Raw genomic sequence first — 15,584 nt, forward strand, 5'->3', positions numbered from 1 at the left:
GTCGTCCCGTGTCAGACTCTGCGGCGATCGTTCCCCCAGGCGATCCGTTTTCCCCCAAAAGGCAAGCGGAAGGATCGCGACAGACGTGAAGAAGATTGTCGTGGGCATGACCCTCGGGTCCGCGCTCACCGCCCTTCTCGCCGCGGGGCCCACCCCCGCCACCGCGCAGGAGGCCCCGGACACCCCGGCCGGGGCCGCCGCGCACCGGCCGGACAACCGTCCGGGACCGCTCACCAAGCAGCGCACCGAGCTGCGGGAGAAGGCGATCGACCTGGTCGCCAAGGGCAAGGCCAAGGCGAACGCCGAAGGCGTCGTCGAGGTCGCGCCCGGCAAGTTCACCGAGATCGAGACCACCACCGCCGACCGCCAGGAGAAGATCTTCACGATCCTCTCCGAGTTCGGCACGGAAGGTTCCGGCAAGCTCGGCACCGTCCCCGGCCCCCTGCACAACGAGATAGCCCGGCCCGACCGGAGCGTGGACAACTCCAACGCCTGGACGGCCGACTTCGACAAGGCGTACTACGAGAACCTCTTCAACGGCCCCGGCGAGTCGATGAAGACGTACTACGAGAAGCTCTCCGGCGGCCGCTACTCGGTCACCAACACCGTCGAGGACTGGGTCAAGGTCCCCCACAACGCCTCCTTCTACGGCGACAACGCCGTCGAGGACAACGGCGGCTCGTGGGCCTTCGTCCAGGACACCGGCGACGCCTGGTGGAACGCGCAGATCGCCGCGGGCAAGACCCCGGCCGAGATCGACGCGTACCTCGCCCGGTTCGACGTCTGGGACCGCAACGACTGGGACCACGACGGGAACTTCGACGAGGCCGACGGCTACATCGACCACTTCCAGGCCGTCCACGCCGGCATGGGCGAGGACGCCGGCGGCGGCGCGCAGGGCGAGGACGCCATCTGGTCGCACCGCTGGTACGTCAACGGCGACGACTACGGCCTCACGGGACCCGACGTCTCCGGCACCCAGAACAAGGCGGGCGGCGCCCGCATCGGCCAGTCCAAGTACTGGCTCGGCGACTACACCACCGAGGGCGAGAACGGCGGACTCGGCGTCTTCTGCCACGAGTTCGGCCACGACCTCGGCCTGCCGGACTACTACGACACCGACGGCGGCGAGAACTCCACCGCCTTCTGGACCCTCATGAGCTCCGGCTCCTGGCTGAGCCACGGCGCCGCCGCGAACGCGGGCATCGGCACCCACCCGGGCCTCATGGGCGCCGAGGAGAAGCTCTTCCTCGGCTGGCTCGACTACACCGACGCCCCGCTCGGCGCCACCGGCACGTACACCCTCAACCCGGCGCAGCTCCAGGTCACCGGCAAGGACCAGGCGGTCCGCGTCGCGCTCCCCGACAAGGCGAGCAGCACCACCTACACCACCCCCGCCTCCGGCACCCACGCCTGGTGGACCGGCTCGGCCGACGGCCTCAACCAGTCCCTCACCCGCTCCGTGCCGGCCGCCTCGCGCGTCACCGTCAGGGCGAGCGCCTGGTACGAGATCGAGGCCGACTTCGACTACCTCTTCGCCGAGTACTCCCTCGACGGCGGCGCCAACTGGGCCCGCGCGGGCGCGGCCGTCGACGGCTCGTCGGGCGGGAAGTGGACGACCCTGCGGTACGCCTACGACTCCGCGGGCAAGCCGTCCCTCTTCCGGTTCCGCTACCAGACCGACGGCGGCGTGCACTTCGCCGGCGCGTTCCTCGACGACATCACGCTGAGCTCGGGCGGTACGACCCTGGCCACCGACGACGTCGAGCAGGGAACCGGCGGCTGGACCGCCACCGGCCGCTGGAACATCTCCACCGGCACCGAGACGGCCACCCACCCGCGCTACTACCTCCTGGAGAACCGCGAGTACGTCGGCTCCGACGCGCTCCTCGCCGAGGGCCCGTACCAGTTCAGCAAGCCCCTCACCGCGCCGGACTGGGTCGAGTACTTCCGGTACCAGAACGGCATGCTCGTCTGGTACGTCGACCGGTCCTTCGACGACAACAACGTCAGCGCCCACCCGGGCGGCGGTCAGGCCATGGCCGTCGACGCCCGCCCGGCCCCGTTCCGGTACGCCGACGGGACCGCGCCCAGCAACCGGCGCCAGCCCTTCGACGCGACCTTCGGCCTCGAGGCCACGGACGCGACCTGCCTCCACAAGGAGGTCCTGGTGGGCAAGGGCAACAGCCAGACCGCCGAGACACGGGCGGCCTGCGCCCCCTCCGTCCCCGGCATCCCGGTCTTCGACGACACCGACCCGAACGCCTACTACGACACGACGGCCCCGCAGGCCAGCGTGAAGGTCGCGGGCCACGGCGTCCGCGTCACGATCACCGGCGACGCCGGCGACGACCTGACGATCAGCGTGACCAACCCGGCCGCGCACTGATCGACCGCTGAAGGGGCGGTACGGGAGCGGGGCCTCAGGCCTCCTCGCGTACCGCCCTCGCCAGTTCCGTCAGGAACGCGACCACGCCCCCCGGCCCCCGCACCGCGAGGTCCGCGCGGTCGGCCAGTTCCGGGACCTCCGTGGAGCCGCTGCACACCAGGAGGCCCGGGGTGCCGTCGGAGCGGAGCTTCTCGACGGCGGCGAAGGCGGGCAGGTCGCCCAGGTCGTCACCCGCGTAGAGCACGGACCCGGCCCCCACCTCCCGTACGTACTCGGCGAGCGCCACGCCCTTGTCCATGCCCGGGGGCCGCAGCTCCAGGACCATGCGGCCGGGTTCGAGCACCAGGCCGTGGTGGGTGGCGAGGTCGCCGAGCGGGCCCTTGAGCGCCTCGAAGGCGGCCTGGGGGTCGGTGGCGCGACGGGTGTGGACGGCGACCGCGCGGCCCTTCTCCTCGATCCAGACGCCCGACCAGGCCCCCGCCCGGTCCAGGAAGCCGGGGAGCTCGGCGCGTACGGAGGCCACGCCCGGGTGCGGGGCGGCGGCCTGGACGGTGCCGGTGACGGCGTCCCAGCGTTCGGCGCCGTAATGGCCGAGGACCACCAGGCGCTCGAGTCCTGGCACTCCGGCGAAGCCGCCGTAGCGGACGGCGACCCCGGCGGGCCGGCCGGTCACGACGACCACGGAGGCGACCTCGGGGGCGAGGGTCGCGAGCGCGGCGACGGCGCCGGGGTGGGCGCGGGCCTGCTCGGGGTCGGGCACGATCTCGGCGAGGGTGCCGTCGAAGTCGAGGGCGACCACGGCCTTCTCGGGCCGCGCGAGCAGCGCGTCGAGGCCGTCGCGGCCGATTGACGTGGTCGGGTGCGGGAGGCTGTTGACCATGCTCCCGACCTTACCGAGGTACAGCGGTCACGTCAGCGGGGCCGACTACCGCCTCCGCTGCCTCTCCTCCCGGACCCGCCGCAGCCGGTTGACGGTCACCGGGTCGTGGGCGAGGGCCCTCGGGTCGTCGAGGAGCGCGTTGAGCAGCTGGTAGTAGCGGGTCGGCGAGAGGCCGAGCCGCTCACGGACGGCCCGCTCCTTGGCACCGGGGCCGGGCCAGGAGCGGCGCTCGACGGCGAGAAGGGCCCGCTCACGCGCGCCGAGTCCGCTCTCGTCGTCCCGCACCGCTTCCTGGTCTTCGGTCATACGACCAACCTATTACTCGACTCACTCGGCGTTCTCGGCCGCCGTCGCCATCCGGCCGATCGAGCCGAGTACGGAGGCGGGGCGGCCGTCCGGCGTGACGGCCTTGCCGATGTTCTGCTTGACGTTCTCGCTGACCTTGGCCCAGGACGTCTTGCCGACCGGCGGGAGCTGGCTGTCCGGGAGGGTCTTGAGGAAGACGCGCAGGTCGGCGTGGTCGGGCTCGGTCTCCATGCGGGTCGAGGCGCTGACGGTGACCGGCAGGAGGTCGTTGTCGCCGGCGAACTTCAGCACGTTCTCGTCGTTGAAGGCGAAGTTCAGGAAGTCGCCGATCTCCTTGCGGTGACCGTTCTGCTTGAAGCCCATGATCCAGTCGGCGACGCCCATGGCGGCCTCCGGCGGTCCGTCGACGCCGGGGAGCGGGATCTGCCCGACCTCGACGCCCTTCTTCGCGGCCTGCTGGAGGAGCGAGGGGTGGCCGTTGAGCATGCCGACCTCGCCGTTCGCGAAGGCGGCGAAGGCGGCCTTGCGGTTGAGCTTGCCGGGGGCGAGGGGGCCTGTGAGGCCCTTGCCGACGAGGTTCTTCTTCAGCCAGTCGAAGGTCTTGATGTTGGCGTCGGAGTCGATGGCGTAGCGGTCGGTGCCGTCGGTCCAGCCGCCACCGCCGCTGAGCAGCCACATCAGGGCCTCGGCCTGGGCCTCCTCGGGGCCGAGCGGCAGCGCGAACGGGGTTCGGACACCGTTGTCCTTCAGCTTCTCTGCGGCGTCGGCGAGCTCGTCCCAGGTGGTGGGGGCCTCGGCGCCGGCCTCCTCGAAGAGGGCCTTGTTGTAGAAGAGCGGCCGGGTGGAGGCCACGAAGGGCAGGCCGTACTGGGTGCGCTTGTACTCGCCGGCGGCGACGAGCGGGGCGAGGAAGTTGGCCTGGACGGGGATGGAGAGCAGTTCGTCGGCGGCGTAGAGCTCGCCGGCGGCCGCGTAGTCGGCGTAGGCGCCGATCTGCGCTATGTCGGGGGCCTTGTCGGCCTCGACCATCTCGGCGACCTTGCGGTCGACGTCGTCCCAGGACTCGACCTGTACCTCGACCTTGACGCCCGGGTGCTTCGCCTCGAAGGCGGCGACGAGGTCGGTCCAGTACTTCTTGGTGGTGTCGCCACCGGTGAGGTCGTAGTCGGCGGCGACCAGTCTGAGGGTCACGTCGCCGGAGTCGCCTCCCAGGGAGCCGCAGCCGGCGACCGTCGCGGTCAGTCCGAGTGCGGCGGCGGCCGCGGTCAGTCCAAGGAATCGTCGCCGCTCCACGGCTTCATCCACCTTTTGCTCGTCGTTGAGCTGCTTCGAGCGCCTTGTTTGCTCTGCGCAGGGCCGTAAGTCTCTCCCGGCCACAGGTATGAGGTCTACACCACCTGGGTATCGCTTGCGCAACACCGACGGGGCGACGGGCCCGCGACGGGGGCCGACGGGACGATGGGCCCATGACGGGCCCCGAATTTGTATCCGTGCGCAACAATCCTCGACAGTGGACTAGACCTTTTGGGTCCCCGCGCGACACACTGTCCCCCGTGAGACACGTCATCGCCCTGGATGTGGGCGGCACCGGCATGAAGGCCGCCCTGGTCGGGGCGGACGGCACCCTGCTCCACGAGGCCCGCCGCGCCACCGGACGCGACCGCGGCCCCGAGGCGGTCGTGGAGACGATCCTCGGCTTCGCCGCAGAGCTCCGCACCCTCGGCCTGGAACGCTACGGCCGGCCCGCCGCGGCCGCCGGACTCGCCGTCCCGGGCATCGTCGACGCCGACAACGGCATCGCCGTCTACGCCGCCAACCTCGGCTGGCGCGACGTCCCGCTGCGCGCCCTGCTCAGCCACCGCCTCGACGGCGTCCCGGTCGCCCTGGGCCACGACGTGCGCACCGGCGGCCTGGCCGAGGGCCGCATCGGCGCGGGCCACGGCGCCGACCGCTTCCTCTTCGTCCCGCTGGGCACCGGCATCGCCGGCGCCATCGGCATCGGTGACCGGATCGAGGCCGGCGCCCACGGCTGCGCCGGCGAGATCGGCCACATCGTGGTCCGCCCCGGCGGCACCGCCTGCGCCTGCGGCCAGCGCGGCTGTCTGGAGCGCTACGCCTCCGCCTCCGCCGTCTCCCAGGCCTGGGCCGAGGCCAGCGGCGAGCCCGGCGCCGACGCCGCCGACTGCGCCCGGGCCGTCGCCTCCGGCGACCCGGCCGCCGTGCGGGTCTGGCAGGACGCCGTCGACGCCCTCGCCGACGGCCTGGTCACCGCCCTGACCCTCCTCGACCCGCGCACCCTGATCATCGGTGGCGGACTGGCCGAGGCCGGGGAAACCTTGTTCACACCCCTGCGGGCCGCCGTGGAACAACGCGTCACGTTCCAGAAACTGCCCGCCATCGTGCCGGCGGCCCTGGGGGACACCGCCGGATGCCTGGGCGCGGGCCTCCTCGCCTGGGACCTGCTCGCCGACCAGCGCCCCCAGCGCCCCACCGACTCGGAGGTTTCCGCCTGATGGCCGATCACAAGGTTCTCGCCGGCGCACACGTCGTGCTGCCCACCGGGATCGTCGAGAACGGACGCGTGATCGTCGACGGCGGACGCATCGCGGGGGCCACCGCCGAGGACGCCCCCACCCTGGACCTGACCGGCCACTGGCTCGTCCCCGGCTTCGTCGACATGCACAACCACGGCGGCGGCGGCGCCTCCTTCACCTCCGGCACCGTCGACGAGGTCCTCAAGGGCGTCCACACCCACCGCCTGCACGGCACGACCACCGTCGTCGCCTCCTTCGTCACCGGCGAGATGGACTTCCTCACCCAGCGGGCCGGGCTGCTCTCCGAACTCGCCGAACAGGGCGAGCTCGCCGGCCTCCACTTCGAGGGCCCGTTCATCTCCCCCTGCCGCAAGGGCGCCCACGACGAGACGCTGCTTCGCGACCCCGACCCGGCCGAGGTCCGCAAGCTGATCGACGCCGCACGCGGCCAGGCCAGGATGGTCACCCTCGCCACCGAGCTGCCCGGCGGCATCGACTCCGTACGCCTGCTCGCCGAGCACGGCGTGATCGCCGCCATCGGCCACACCGACGCGACGTACGAGCAGACCGTGGCGGCCATCGACGCGGGCGCCACCGTCGCCACCCACCTCTACAACGCGATGCCCGGCCTCGGCCACCGCGCCCCCGGCCCCATCGCCGCCCTCCTGGAGGACGAGCGGATCACCGTCGAGCTCATCAACGACGGCACCCACCTCCACCCCGCCGCCCTGGAGCTCGCCTTCCACCACGCGGGCCCCGAGCGCGTCGCCTTCATCACCGACGCCATGGACGCCGCCGGCTTCGGCGACGGCCGCTACATGCTCGGCTCCCTGGAGGTCGAGGTGAAGGACAGCGTCGCCCGCCTCGTCGAGGGCGACTCCATCGCCGGCTCCACCCTCACCCTGGACCGCGCCTTCAAGCGCGCCGCCACCATCGACGGCCTCCCCGTCGAGGCGATCGTCCAGGCCATCTCCGCCAACCCCGCCCGACTGCTCGGCGTGTACGACCGGGTCGGCTCCCTGGAGCCCGGCAAGGACGCCGACATCGTCGTCCTCGACGCCGGGTTCGAGCTCAAGGGCGTCATGCGCAAGGGCGAGTGGATCGTGGATCCGACGGCGGTCTGATCAGGGGTCATACGGAAGGGCGGTCGGCCGCGGGTCTGGGCCAACCGCCTTTCGTTTGGCATGATCGGTGCCCGTCGGAACATGCGTTCCGCAGAACTTCACGCGGAGTACGGAGTCACGGGGTGGACAGGTCTTGATCGTCACGGTCACCCTCGCCACCGCACTGGACCTGACCTACCGGGTCCCCGCCCTCACCCCGCACGCCTCGCACCGGGTCACCCAGGTCATCGAACGCCCCGGCGGCAAGGGCCTCAACGTGGCCCGCGTCCTCGCCGCCCTCGGACACGAGACCGTCGCCACCGGCTTCGCGGGCGGCGCGACCGGCGCGATGCTCCGCGAAGGGCTCGCCGCGCATTCGACGGTCCGCGACGAACTCGTCGAGACAGCGGGCCCCACCCGCCGTACGGTCACGATCGTCGACACCTCGACGGGCGACACCACGCGGCTCGACGAACCCGGACCGGCCGTCACCCCCGCCGAGTGGACCGCCTTCCGCGCCCGCTTCACGGAGCTCCTCGACGGCGCCGCGGCCGTCGCCCTCTGCGGCGGCCTCCCGCCGGGCATCCACGTCGGGGCGTACGCGGAACTCGTCCGTCTGTCCCGCGCGGCCGGAGTCCCCGCCCTCCTGGACACCGGCGGCGAACCCCTCCGTCGTGGCATCGCCGCCCGCCCGGACCTGGTCAAGCCGAACGCCGACGAACTCGCCCGGCTGACCGGCTCCCGCGACCCGCTGCGCGCGACCCGCGACGCCCGGGGACGCGGCGCCCGCGCGGTCGTCACCTCACTCGGCCCCGAGGGCCTGCTCGCCGCCACCCCTGAGGGCCTGTGGCGCGCGACACCGCCCGCCACCATGAAGGGCAACCCCACGGGCGCGGGCGACTCGGCCGTCGCGGGCCTGCTCTCGGGCCTGGTCGACGACACGCCCTGGCCCGAACGACTGTCCCGGGCGGTCGCCCTCTCGGCGGCGACGGTGCTCTCCCCGGTGGCCGGCGAGTTCGACGCGACGGCCTACGAGGAGCTGCTGCCGAAGGTGACGACGGAGAGACTGACGGACGCGGCGTGACCGCCGGACCCACCAGGGCGGGTGGGCGCCGGAGTCACCGGCCGGTCTCGCCGGCTTCCAGGTAGACCTGGTCGAGGATCGCGTCGCAGGTGTTGCCCGCCTCGCACGAAATCTTGAGCGTGTTCGTGCCCTTGTTCAGGTTCACGTAGGCGTACGTGTACGTCCACCCCTTCTCCCAGTCGCCCTCGGCGGCCTTGGCGAAGTTGGACATGTTCACCTCGCGGGGCGTCGCGTCGTTGACCGTCAGCGAGGTCTTGGCGTCCTTGCCCGGCACGCTGTAGATGATCCGCAGCGTGTACGCCCCGGAGTCCGGCACGTCGACGGACCAGCTGGCCGAACCACCCACGCCGTTGAAGGAGACGTAGGCGCCGTCCGGCCCCTTCGCGCCCTTGATGTCCTTGCCGACGGTCGCCGTGCCGCCCAGCTTCAAGGTGGCCGCGTCCTGCTTCGGGAGCTCGGCCGGGGTCTCGGCGGTGCTCGGCTCGGCGCTCGGCTCCTGGGAGACCGTCGGGGGCGCGGTCGCGGTCGTGCCGCCGCCGGCCTGGGTGCCCTTGTCGTCCTTGTCGCCGCTGTTGCTGATCACCGCGGCCGTGATGCCCATCACGACGACCGCGACGACCGCGACCGCGCCGATGAGGAGCCCCTTGGTGTTGGGGCCGCGGCCGGAGCCGCCGTGCTGATGCTGCGGCGGCGGGGACTGCCTCGGCGGGCCGCCGTACGTCTCCGGGGCGGCGTACTGCGCCTGCGGCCGGCCGTACGGGGCCTGCTGCTGCGGCGGTACGTAGGGCTGCTGGTGCCCCTGGGGCTGTCCGCCGTACTGGCGACGGTCGCCGACCGTTCTGACCTGGTTGTACGAGGTCCGGGGCACACCGGGCTGAGGGGCCGCGGGACCGGGGTAGCCGTAGCCGCCGCCCTGCGGGGGCTGGGCACCCGCCGCCTGCCCGTCCTCGTACAGGTAGCCGAACGGGTCGTCGTTCTCGGGCTTGTTCGCGCCGTCGTTACCGGCAGCCATCCGGGTTCCTCTCCATGCTCGCCAGCCGTCGCCGACCGGCCGAGCCTACCTCGAACGGACCAGCCCCCGGAGCGGTCCCAGGGGTGTCGAGGGACTCAGCCCGCCCGCCGGTGGAGCTTGGCGCGGGAACGCTTCTCCACGTACATCCGCTGGTCCGCGGAGTTCAGGACCTCTTCCACGGTCATTCCGCACTCGGCCCAGCCGATGCCGAAACTGGCCCCGACGCGGACCGCCCGGCCGTCCACGCGGATCGGCGGAATGATCGCGTTGCGGAGGCGTACGGCCAGGTCGGCGGCGTCGGCCGCGCCGAGGCCGTCGGCGAGGACGACGAACTCGTCACCGCCGAGCCGGGCGACGGTGTCCCCGTCGCGCACGCCGGTGGTGAGCCTGCGGGCGACCTCGATGAGGACGGCGTCGCCCGTGTGGTGGCCGAAGCGGTCGTTGATCGACTTGAAGCCGTCGAGGTCGCAGAAGAGGACGGCGAGGCCCTTGGTGCCGTCGTCCGTGTCGCCGCTCGAAGGGGCGACGATGTGGACGTGGTGGTCGTACGGCCCGGCGCCGCCCGCCGGCTCGAAACCGAAGCCGTGCTCGTGTTCGTGCTCGTACGCCACCTCGTAACCGGAGTGGCCCGCGTGGCCCGCGTGGGCGGGAACGGCGGAGACGGCGGTGTCGTAGCCGGAGCGGCCCGGGTCGTGGCCCGTGTCGTAGCCGCCGTCACGGGCGGAGTCGTAACCGCCGCCGTATCCGCCGGCCTGCTCGACCGCGGCGTGCGCCGCCGGGCGCTCGCAGAGCCGGGCGGAGAGCCGGGAGCGCAGCTCGGCACTGTTCGGAAGGCCGGTGAGGGCGTCGTGCGAGGCGCGGTGGGCGAGCTGGAGCTCGTGGCGCTTGCGCTCCTCGATGTCCTCGACGTGGGTGAGGAGGAAGCGGGGGCCGTCGGCGGTGTCGGCGACGACCGAGTTGCGGAGGGACACCCACACGTACGTGCCGTCGCGCCGCCCGAGCCGCAGCTCGGCCCGGCCGCCCTCGGCGGAGGTCCGGAGCAGGGTGCCTATGTCCTCGGGGTGGACGAGGTCGGCGAAGGAGTAGCGCCGCATGACGGAGGCGGGCCGGCCGAGGAGCCGGCACAGGGCGTCGTTGGTGCGGAGCAGCCGGCCGTGCTGGTCGCCGCCCATCTCGGCGATGGCCATCCCGGAGGGGGCGTACTCGAAGGCCTGGCGGAAGGACTCCTCGCTGGCGCGCAGGGCCTGCTGCTCCCGTTCGAGCCGGACGAGGGCGCGCTGCATGTTGGAGCGGAGCCGTGCGTTGCTGATGGCGATCGCCGACTGGGAGGCGTACATCTGGAGCGCCTCCTGGCCCCAGGGGCCGGGGTGCCGGCCGTTGCGCGGGCGGTCGACGGATATGACGCCGAGGAGCTCACGGCCGGAGCCCGACGCGTACATCGGGGCGTAGAGGCGGTCGTGCGGGTGCCACTCGTCCTCGAAGCGGGGCGCGGGGCCGTCGGTGTGCCACTGGGGGACGTCGTCCTCCATCAGCACCCAGCCCTCGGTGTGCGAGATGAACCGCAGGTCACCCCAGGCGTCGGCCATGGCGAGGCGCCGCTCCCAGGAGGCGCGGGAGCCGACCCGGCCGGTGATCAGTGCCTCCGCGGCGGAGCTTCCGGCGAAGGCGGCGACGACGAGGTCACCGTCGGGGCGTACGAGGTTGACGCAGGCCAGCTCGTAGTTGAGACCGGCGACCACACCGTCGGCGACGGTCTGCAGGGTGTCCGCCAGACTGCGCGCGGTGTTGAGGTCCGCCACGACCTGATGCAGCTGCCGCAGGGTCGAGAGACGGACGTACGGCTCCGACTCGGTCTCCATCGCTCGCTCTCCCCGAGACCTCGACAGCAACTCCAGGGTTCTCATCGGTTTCGTACTGCACTGTCACCGCCACTGAATCACAGCGAGCTGCGCACCCGGTACACAGGGTCAGCAAATACTCGACTCTGTGACTCAAGTCACAGAAGATCATGGCGGGTCGCGCGAGCCCTCCCGTGACGGACTCCGCGCAGGTCAGACGCACACCCCGACGCCCCGGACGCCCGAGGGCGCCCCGGCCCTTCCGGACGGGGCCGCCGGAGGCGGGCAGCAGCCTCACGGGCGGGGCGGCCGGAGGCGGGTCCTAGGACCCGCGGGGGTGGCCGACTGGTCCCCCCGCCCGATGCGGCGCCCGGAAGACCCGGACTAGCGTGCGAGTGTGCTCCAGAAGACCCCCGCCTCGCCCCCCGTGTCCGATCTCGCCATCCCCCATGCTGAGGGGGTGAGCAACGACGAGTTCCGGGCGGCGATGTCCCGCCTCGCGGCGGGCGTGGTCCTCGTGACCGCGCACGACCCCGACGACGGCCCGCGCGGCGAGGACGTCGGCATGACCGCCACCGCCTTCATGTCCGTCTCCCTCGAGCCGCCCCTGGTCCTGGTGAGCCTCCGCAACGGCTCCCGCATGGACGACCTGCTCACCGACGTCCCCGTCTGGGCGGTGTCGATCCTCTCCGAGAGCCAGCGGCACATCGCCGGGCGCTTCGCCATGAAGAACCGCGTCAGCGACCGGCTCCTCTTCGCCGACCTGCCGTACACCCGCGGCGAGGCGAGCGGCGCCCCGCTCATGGGCGGCGCGCTCGCGACCCTGGAGTGCCGCACGGAGAGCCGCGTCGTCGCCGGTGACCACACGCTCGTCGTGGGCCGGGTCCTGACGGTCGGCTCCCTCGCGGCGGAGGGCGGCCCGCTGACGTACTACCAGGGGAAGTACCGGCACCTGTCCTGAGGCGCCCGGAACTCCTGAAGCTGAAGTTTCGCTCCTGAAGCGCGCTCAGCCCCAGTCGCGGGACTGACGGGTCCGCTTCGTCTCCGAGCGCTGCTTCTTCTCCCTCAGCCGGCGCTCGTTGATGCCGCGCGGGATCTTCGTCGGTCTGCGGGGCTTCGGCGGCGGGGCCGTCGCCTCGGCGAGGAGCGCGGCAAGCCGGACCGCCGCCGTCTCGCGGTTGCGCCACTGGGAGCGGTGCTCCGAGGCGCGGACCGTCACCACCCCGTTGACCAGGCGGGTGGCCAGGCGCTCCAGGGCGCGGGCCTTCCACACCTCGGGCAGCGACTCCGTGGCCGCGAGGTCGAAGCGAAGCTCGACCTGTGAGTCGCTGGTGTTCACGTGCTGTCCGCCCGGACCCGACGAACGCGAGAAACGCCACTGGAGCTCGGCCTCGGGGAGCGAGACGGAGCCGCGGATGGGATACGGACCGGACATGCCCTCCATGTTCCCCGCAGTGGGCCATCGGAGTCATCCTGTTTTCGACCGGGGACCACCGGGAACCGCTGGAGGCGCGTACGCGTTCCTCCAGGCGACGACACCACGATGAAAGGGACTTTCCATGGCTGTGAGCCTGTCCAAGGGCGGCAACGTCTCTCTGACCAAGGAGGCCCCGGGCCTCACCGCTGTCACCGTGGGCCTCGGCTGGGACGTCCGCACGACCACCGGCACCGACTTCGACCTCGACGCCTCCGCGATCGGCGTGGACGCCGCGGGGAAGGTCGCTTCCGACGCGCACTTCGTCTTCTTCAACAACAAGGCGACGCCGGACCAGACCATCGTCCACACCGGTGACAACCGCACCGGCGAGGGCGGCGGCGACGACGAGCAGATCAACGTCAACCTCGCGGGCCTCCCGGCGAACGTGGACAAGATCGTCTTCCCGGTCTCCATCTACGACGCGGTGAACCGCTCGCAGAACTTCGGCCAGGTGCGCAACGCGTACATCCGGATCGTCAACCAGGCCGGCGGCGCCGAGCTCGCGCGCTACGACCTCTCCGAGGACGCCGCCGTCGAGACCGCCATGGTCTTCGGCGAGCTCTACCGCAACGGCGCCGAGTGGAAGTTCCGCGCGGTCGGCCAGGGCTACGCCTCGGGCCTCGAGGGCATCGCCCGCGACTTCGGCGTCAGCCTCTGACGGACCCGTCGGCCTTGGACGGACCCGTCGGCCTCTGACGGACCCGTCGGCCTTGGACGGATCGACACGGTGAGAGCCCCGGCCGGGACCCGGCCGGGGCTCTACCCTTTCCGCGTGATCGTCGAAGCCCTCACTCCCAAGGCCCTGGAGGACGGTGCGGCCCTGCCGGGCCCGCTGCTCACCGAACTCACCGCGCTCTACGCGTCGAACGAGGAGTTCCACCAGCTCAGCGGCGACTTCCCCGACCCGTCCGGCATCCGGCCCGAGCAGGTCGCGGCGGCCCTCGCCGACGAGCTCGCCGAGCCCACCGCCGAGGTGCTCCTCGCCCGCTCCGAGGGCCGGCTCGTCGCCGTCGCCGTGACCCTCGGCCACCACCCCGACCCGGCGGAACCCGAACCGTGGCTCGGACTGCTCATGGTCCACGCGGACGCGCGGCGCGCGGGTCACGGACGCCGGCTCGCCGCGTACGTCGAGGACCGCTTCCGCGCGGAGGGCCGCACCGGCCTCCGCCTCGCCGTCCTGGAGAACAACCCGAAGGCGCTGGCCTTCTGGACCGCCCTCGGTTACGAGGAGACCGACCGCCGCCGGGACCGCGCCCACGGCCGGCCGTGCGTGGTCATGCGGAAGGCACTGCACCCCTGAGCCGCGCCCCCGAGCCGTCCCTAAGGGGCGTCCGGCTTCCCCTCGCCGTACAGCCACACCTCCCACAACCCGTCCAGGTCCTTCCCCGCGACGCTCTCCGCGTAGGCCGTGAAGTCGGCCGTGGAGGCGTTGGCGTGACGGTACTTCGCGGGCCAGCCGCGCAGGATCTCGCCGAACGCCTCGTCCCCCATGGTCTCGCGCAACTTGTGGAGGACCATCGCGCCCCGCTGGTACACGGGCGGGTCGAAGAGGTTCTCGGCGGTGGGCGGGGCGGCCGGCGGGAAGGCCCAGTTGGCGTCCTCGGCGAAGGCCCGTTCGAAGCTCTTCCGCGCCGGGACCTGTCCGTACTCCTCCGCGTACAGCCACTCCGCGTACGTCGCGAACCCCTCGTTCAGCCACATGTCCCGCCAGGTCGCGGGCGTGACGGAGTTGCCGAACCACTGGTGGGCCAGCTCGTGCACGAGGGTCGTCCGGTCGAAGGAGGCGACGGGGAAGACGGGCCGGGTCTGGGTCTCCAGGGCGTAGCCGAGCGTCCCGTCCTCGGTGACGATCGCCCCGGCGGCCGAGAAGGGGTACGGGCCGAAGCGGCGGGTCTGCCGGGCGAGGACCTCCGGGATCTCGTCCCGCAGGGCGGCGCTGCCCGCCGCGACCGAAGGCTCGGCGGCGGTCAGGACGGGCACGGAACCGAGCGCGGTCGCCGCCTGTGTCCGGTACCGGCCGATCGCGACCGTCGCCAGATAGCTCGCCATCGGCTCGGCCGCGCGCCACACGGTGGTGACACGGCCGTCCGCCGTCGTCCGGCGGGCGGTCCTGACGCCGTTGGAGAGGGCTTCGAGACCGGCCGGGACGGTGAGGGTGATCTCGTACGCGGCCTTGTCGGAGGGGTGGTGGTTGCCGGGGAACCAGGTCATGGAGCCCACCGGTTCGCCGACCGCGACGGCCCCGTCGTCGGTGCGCAGCCAGCCCTCCCGGGTGCCGTCCGCGTCGGTGACCGGCTCGGGCACGCCCGCGTACGTGACGGTGGCCCGGAACTCCGCGCCCGCGCGGAGTTCCTCGCGCGGCCTGAGCGTCAGCTCGTTCCCGGCGCGGTTGACCGAGGCGGGCGCGCCGTCGACGGACGCCCCGCGGACCGTGAGGCCGGCCAGGTCCAGGTTGAAGGCGCTGAGGTCCTGGCCGGCGCGGGCGGTGATCTCGGCGGTGCCGTCGAGCCGCCCGGTGCGCGGGTCGTAGGCGAGGGTCAGGGCGTACCGCAGCACGTCGTAGCCGCCGTTCCCGAGCTTCGGGAAGTACGGGTCGCGCAGTCCGGCGGCCCCGGGCGTCCCCCGGACGCCGCCGTCGGCCCCGGCGCAGCCGCCCGCGAGCAGGGCGAGGGCGGTGAGTGCGGCGGCGAGGGCCGCGGCCGCTCGGGTCCTGCTGTGGTTCACGTACCGATCCTAAGCAGGGCGGATACGGAAAAGGCGACGGCGCCCGGCGGGGGGTCCGGGCGCCGTCGCCGGCTGGGGGACTGCTTCACCGGCTGGGGGACTGCTTCACCGGCCAGGGGGCTGCTGCCGAGCGGAAGCTCAGTTGCCGAGGGAGGCGACGCCGGCCTGGGCGAACTTCTCGTCGAGGTCGCCGGAGGGGGCGCCGGCGACGCCGATGCCCGCGATCGGGGCGCCCTT

14 protein-coding genes and 1 pseudogene are annotated in these 15,584 nt (G+C 72.6%); 7 read left to right on the forward strand and 8 right to left on the reverse strand.

The window, feature by feature from the left end; genetic code table 11:
* Window positions 1-85 precede the first annotated feature (85 nt).
* Window positions 86-2,389, forward strand: a complete 2,304-nt coding sequence (locus ACFWUY_RS30075) for an immune inhibitor A domain-containing protein (protein WP_384116726.1) — start codon at window positions 86-88, stop codon at window positions 2,387-2,389.
* Between the two features lie 34 nt (window positions 2,390-2,423).
* On the opposite strand, the gene otsB is transcribed toward ACFWUY_RS30075, so the two are convergent.
* The 3 genes from otsB to ACFWUY_RS30090 are packed head-to-tail and all read right to left on the reverse strand — an operon-like array spanning window position 2,424 to window position 4,880.
* Window positions 2,424-3,269: a trehalose-phosphatase gene (gene otsB / locus ACFWUY_RS30080; protein ID WP_384116729.1), complete on the reverse strand. Its 846-nt coding sequence runs from the start codon at window positions 3,267-3,269 to the stop codon at window positions 2,424-2,426.
* Between the two features lie 45 nt (window positions 3,270-3,314).
* Window positions 3,315-3,575, reverse strand: coding sequence for a DUF3263 domain-containing protein (locus tag ACFWUY_RS30085; protein ID WP_384116733.1), 261 nt, complete (start codon window positions 3,573-3,575; stop codon window positions 3,315-3,317).
* Between the two features lie 21 nt (window positions 3,576-3,596).
* Window positions 3,597-4,880, reverse strand: a complete 1,284-nt coding sequence (locus ACFWUY_RS30090; RefSeq protein WP_384116736.1) for an ABC transporter substrate-binding protein — start codon at window positions 4,878-4,880, stop codon at window positions 3,597-3,599.
* A 248-nt stretch (window positions 4,881-5,128) separates the two neighbouring features.
* Between ACFWUY_RS30090 and ACFWUY_RS30095 the strand changes: the two genes are divergently transcribed.
* From ACFWUY_RS30095 to ACFWUY_RS30105, 3 genes are all read left to right on the forward strand, one after another.
* Window positions 5,129-6,088 (forward strand): ROK family protein, encoded by a 960-nt coding sequence (locus ACFWUY_RS30095; RefSeq protein WP_384116739.1) that lies wholly within the window; start codon window positions 5,129-5,131, stop codon window positions 6,086-6,088.
* The gene (gene nagA / locus ACFWUY_RS30100) at window positions 6,088-7,233 is read left to right on the forward strand and encodes an N-acetylglucosamine-6-phosphate deacetylase (protein WP_384116742.1); all 1,146 of its coding nucleotides are present in this window, start codon (window positions 6,088-6,090) and stop codon (window positions 7,231-7,233) included. The genes ACFWUY_RS30095 and nagA overlap by 1 nt, the downstream gene beginning before the upstream one ends.
* Window positions 7,234-7,366: 133 nt before the next feature.
* The gene (locus ACFWUY_RS30105; RefSeq protein WP_384116746.1) at window positions 7,367-8,296 is read left to right on the forward strand and encodes a 1-phosphofructokinase family hexose kinase; all 930 of its coding nucleotides are present in this window, start codon (window positions 7,367-7,369) and stop codon (window positions 8,294-8,296) included.
* A gap of 34 nt (window positions 8,297-8,330) precedes the next feature.
* Here ACFWUY_RS30105 and ACFWUY_RS30110 read toward each other — a convergent pair whose 3' ends face one another.
* Both ACFWUY_RS30110 and cdgB read right to left on the reverse strand, forming a co-directional pair.
* Complete coding sequence (locus ACFWUY_RS30110; protein WP_384116749.1) at window positions 8,331-9,308, reverse strand: carbohydrate-binding protein; 978 nt, start codon at window positions 9,306-9,308, stop codon at window positions 8,331-8,333.
* A 95-nt stretch (window positions 9,309-9,403) separates the two neighbouring features.
* Entirely contained in the window at window positions 9,404-11,167 is a 1,764-nt protein-coding gene (gene cdgB / locus ACFWUY_RS30115) for a diguanylate cyclase CdgB (RefSeq protein WP_384116756.1), read from the reverse strand.
* A gap of 376 nt (window positions 11,168-11,543) precedes the next feature.
* Here cdgB and ACFWUY_RS30120 point away from each other — a divergent pair, with 376 nt between their 5' ends.
* The gene (locus ACFWUY_RS30120; RefSeq protein ID WP_384116760.1) at window positions 11,544-12,107 is read left to right on the forward strand and encodes a flavin reductase family protein; all 564 of its coding nucleotides are present in this window, start codon (window positions 11,544-11,546) and stop codon (window positions 12,105-12,107) included.
* A 45-nt stretch (window positions 12,108-12,152) separates the two neighbouring features.
* On the opposite strand, the gene arfB is transcribed toward ACFWUY_RS30120, so the two are convergent.
* Window positions 12,153-12,590 (reverse strand): alternative ribosome rescue aminoacyl-tRNA hydrolase ArfB, encoded by a 438-nt coding sequence (arfB, locus tag ACFWUY_RS30125; protein WP_384116766.1) that lies wholly within the window; start codon window positions 12,588-12,590, stop codon window positions 12,153-12,155.
* A 115-nt stretch (window positions 12,591-12,705) separates the two neighbouring features.
* Between arfB and ACFWUY_RS30130 the strand changes: the two genes are divergently transcribed.
* The gene (locus ACFWUY_RS30130) at window positions 12,706-13,281 is read left to right on the forward strand and encodes a TerD family protein (RefSeq protein WP_384116772.1); all 576 of its coding nucleotides are present in this window, start codon (window positions 12,706-12,708) and stop codon (window positions 13,279-13,281) included.
* A gap of 114 nt (window positions 13,282-13,395) precedes the next feature.
* On the forward strand, window positions 13,396-13,923 hold the full coding sequence (locus ACFWUY_RS30135; RefSeq protein ID WP_384116775.1) for a GNAT family N-acetyltransferase: 528 nt from the start codon (window positions 13,396-13,398) through the stop codon (window positions 13,921-13,923).
* Between the two features lie 20 nt (window positions 13,924-13,943).
* Here the strand turns inward: ACFWUY_RS30135 and ACFWUY_RS30140 are convergent, their stop codons facing one another.
* Complete coding sequence (locus tag ACFWUY_RS30140; RefSeq protein ID WP_384116778.1) at window positions 13,944-15,347, reverse strand: M1 family metallopeptidase; 1,404 nt, start codon at window positions 15,345-15,347, stop codon at window positions 13,944-13,946.
* Between the two features lie 138 nt (window positions 15,348-15,485).
* A pseudogene (locus ACFWUY_RS30145) lies at window positions 15,486-15,584 on the reverse strand (heme-binding protein); the annotation flags it as partial.

Source organism: Streptomyces sp. NPDC058664, assembly GCF_042716635.1.
In the GTDB taxonomy this organism is placed as follows: domain Bacteria; phylum Actinomycetota; class Actinomycetes; order Streptomycetales; family Streptomycetaceae; genus Streptomyces.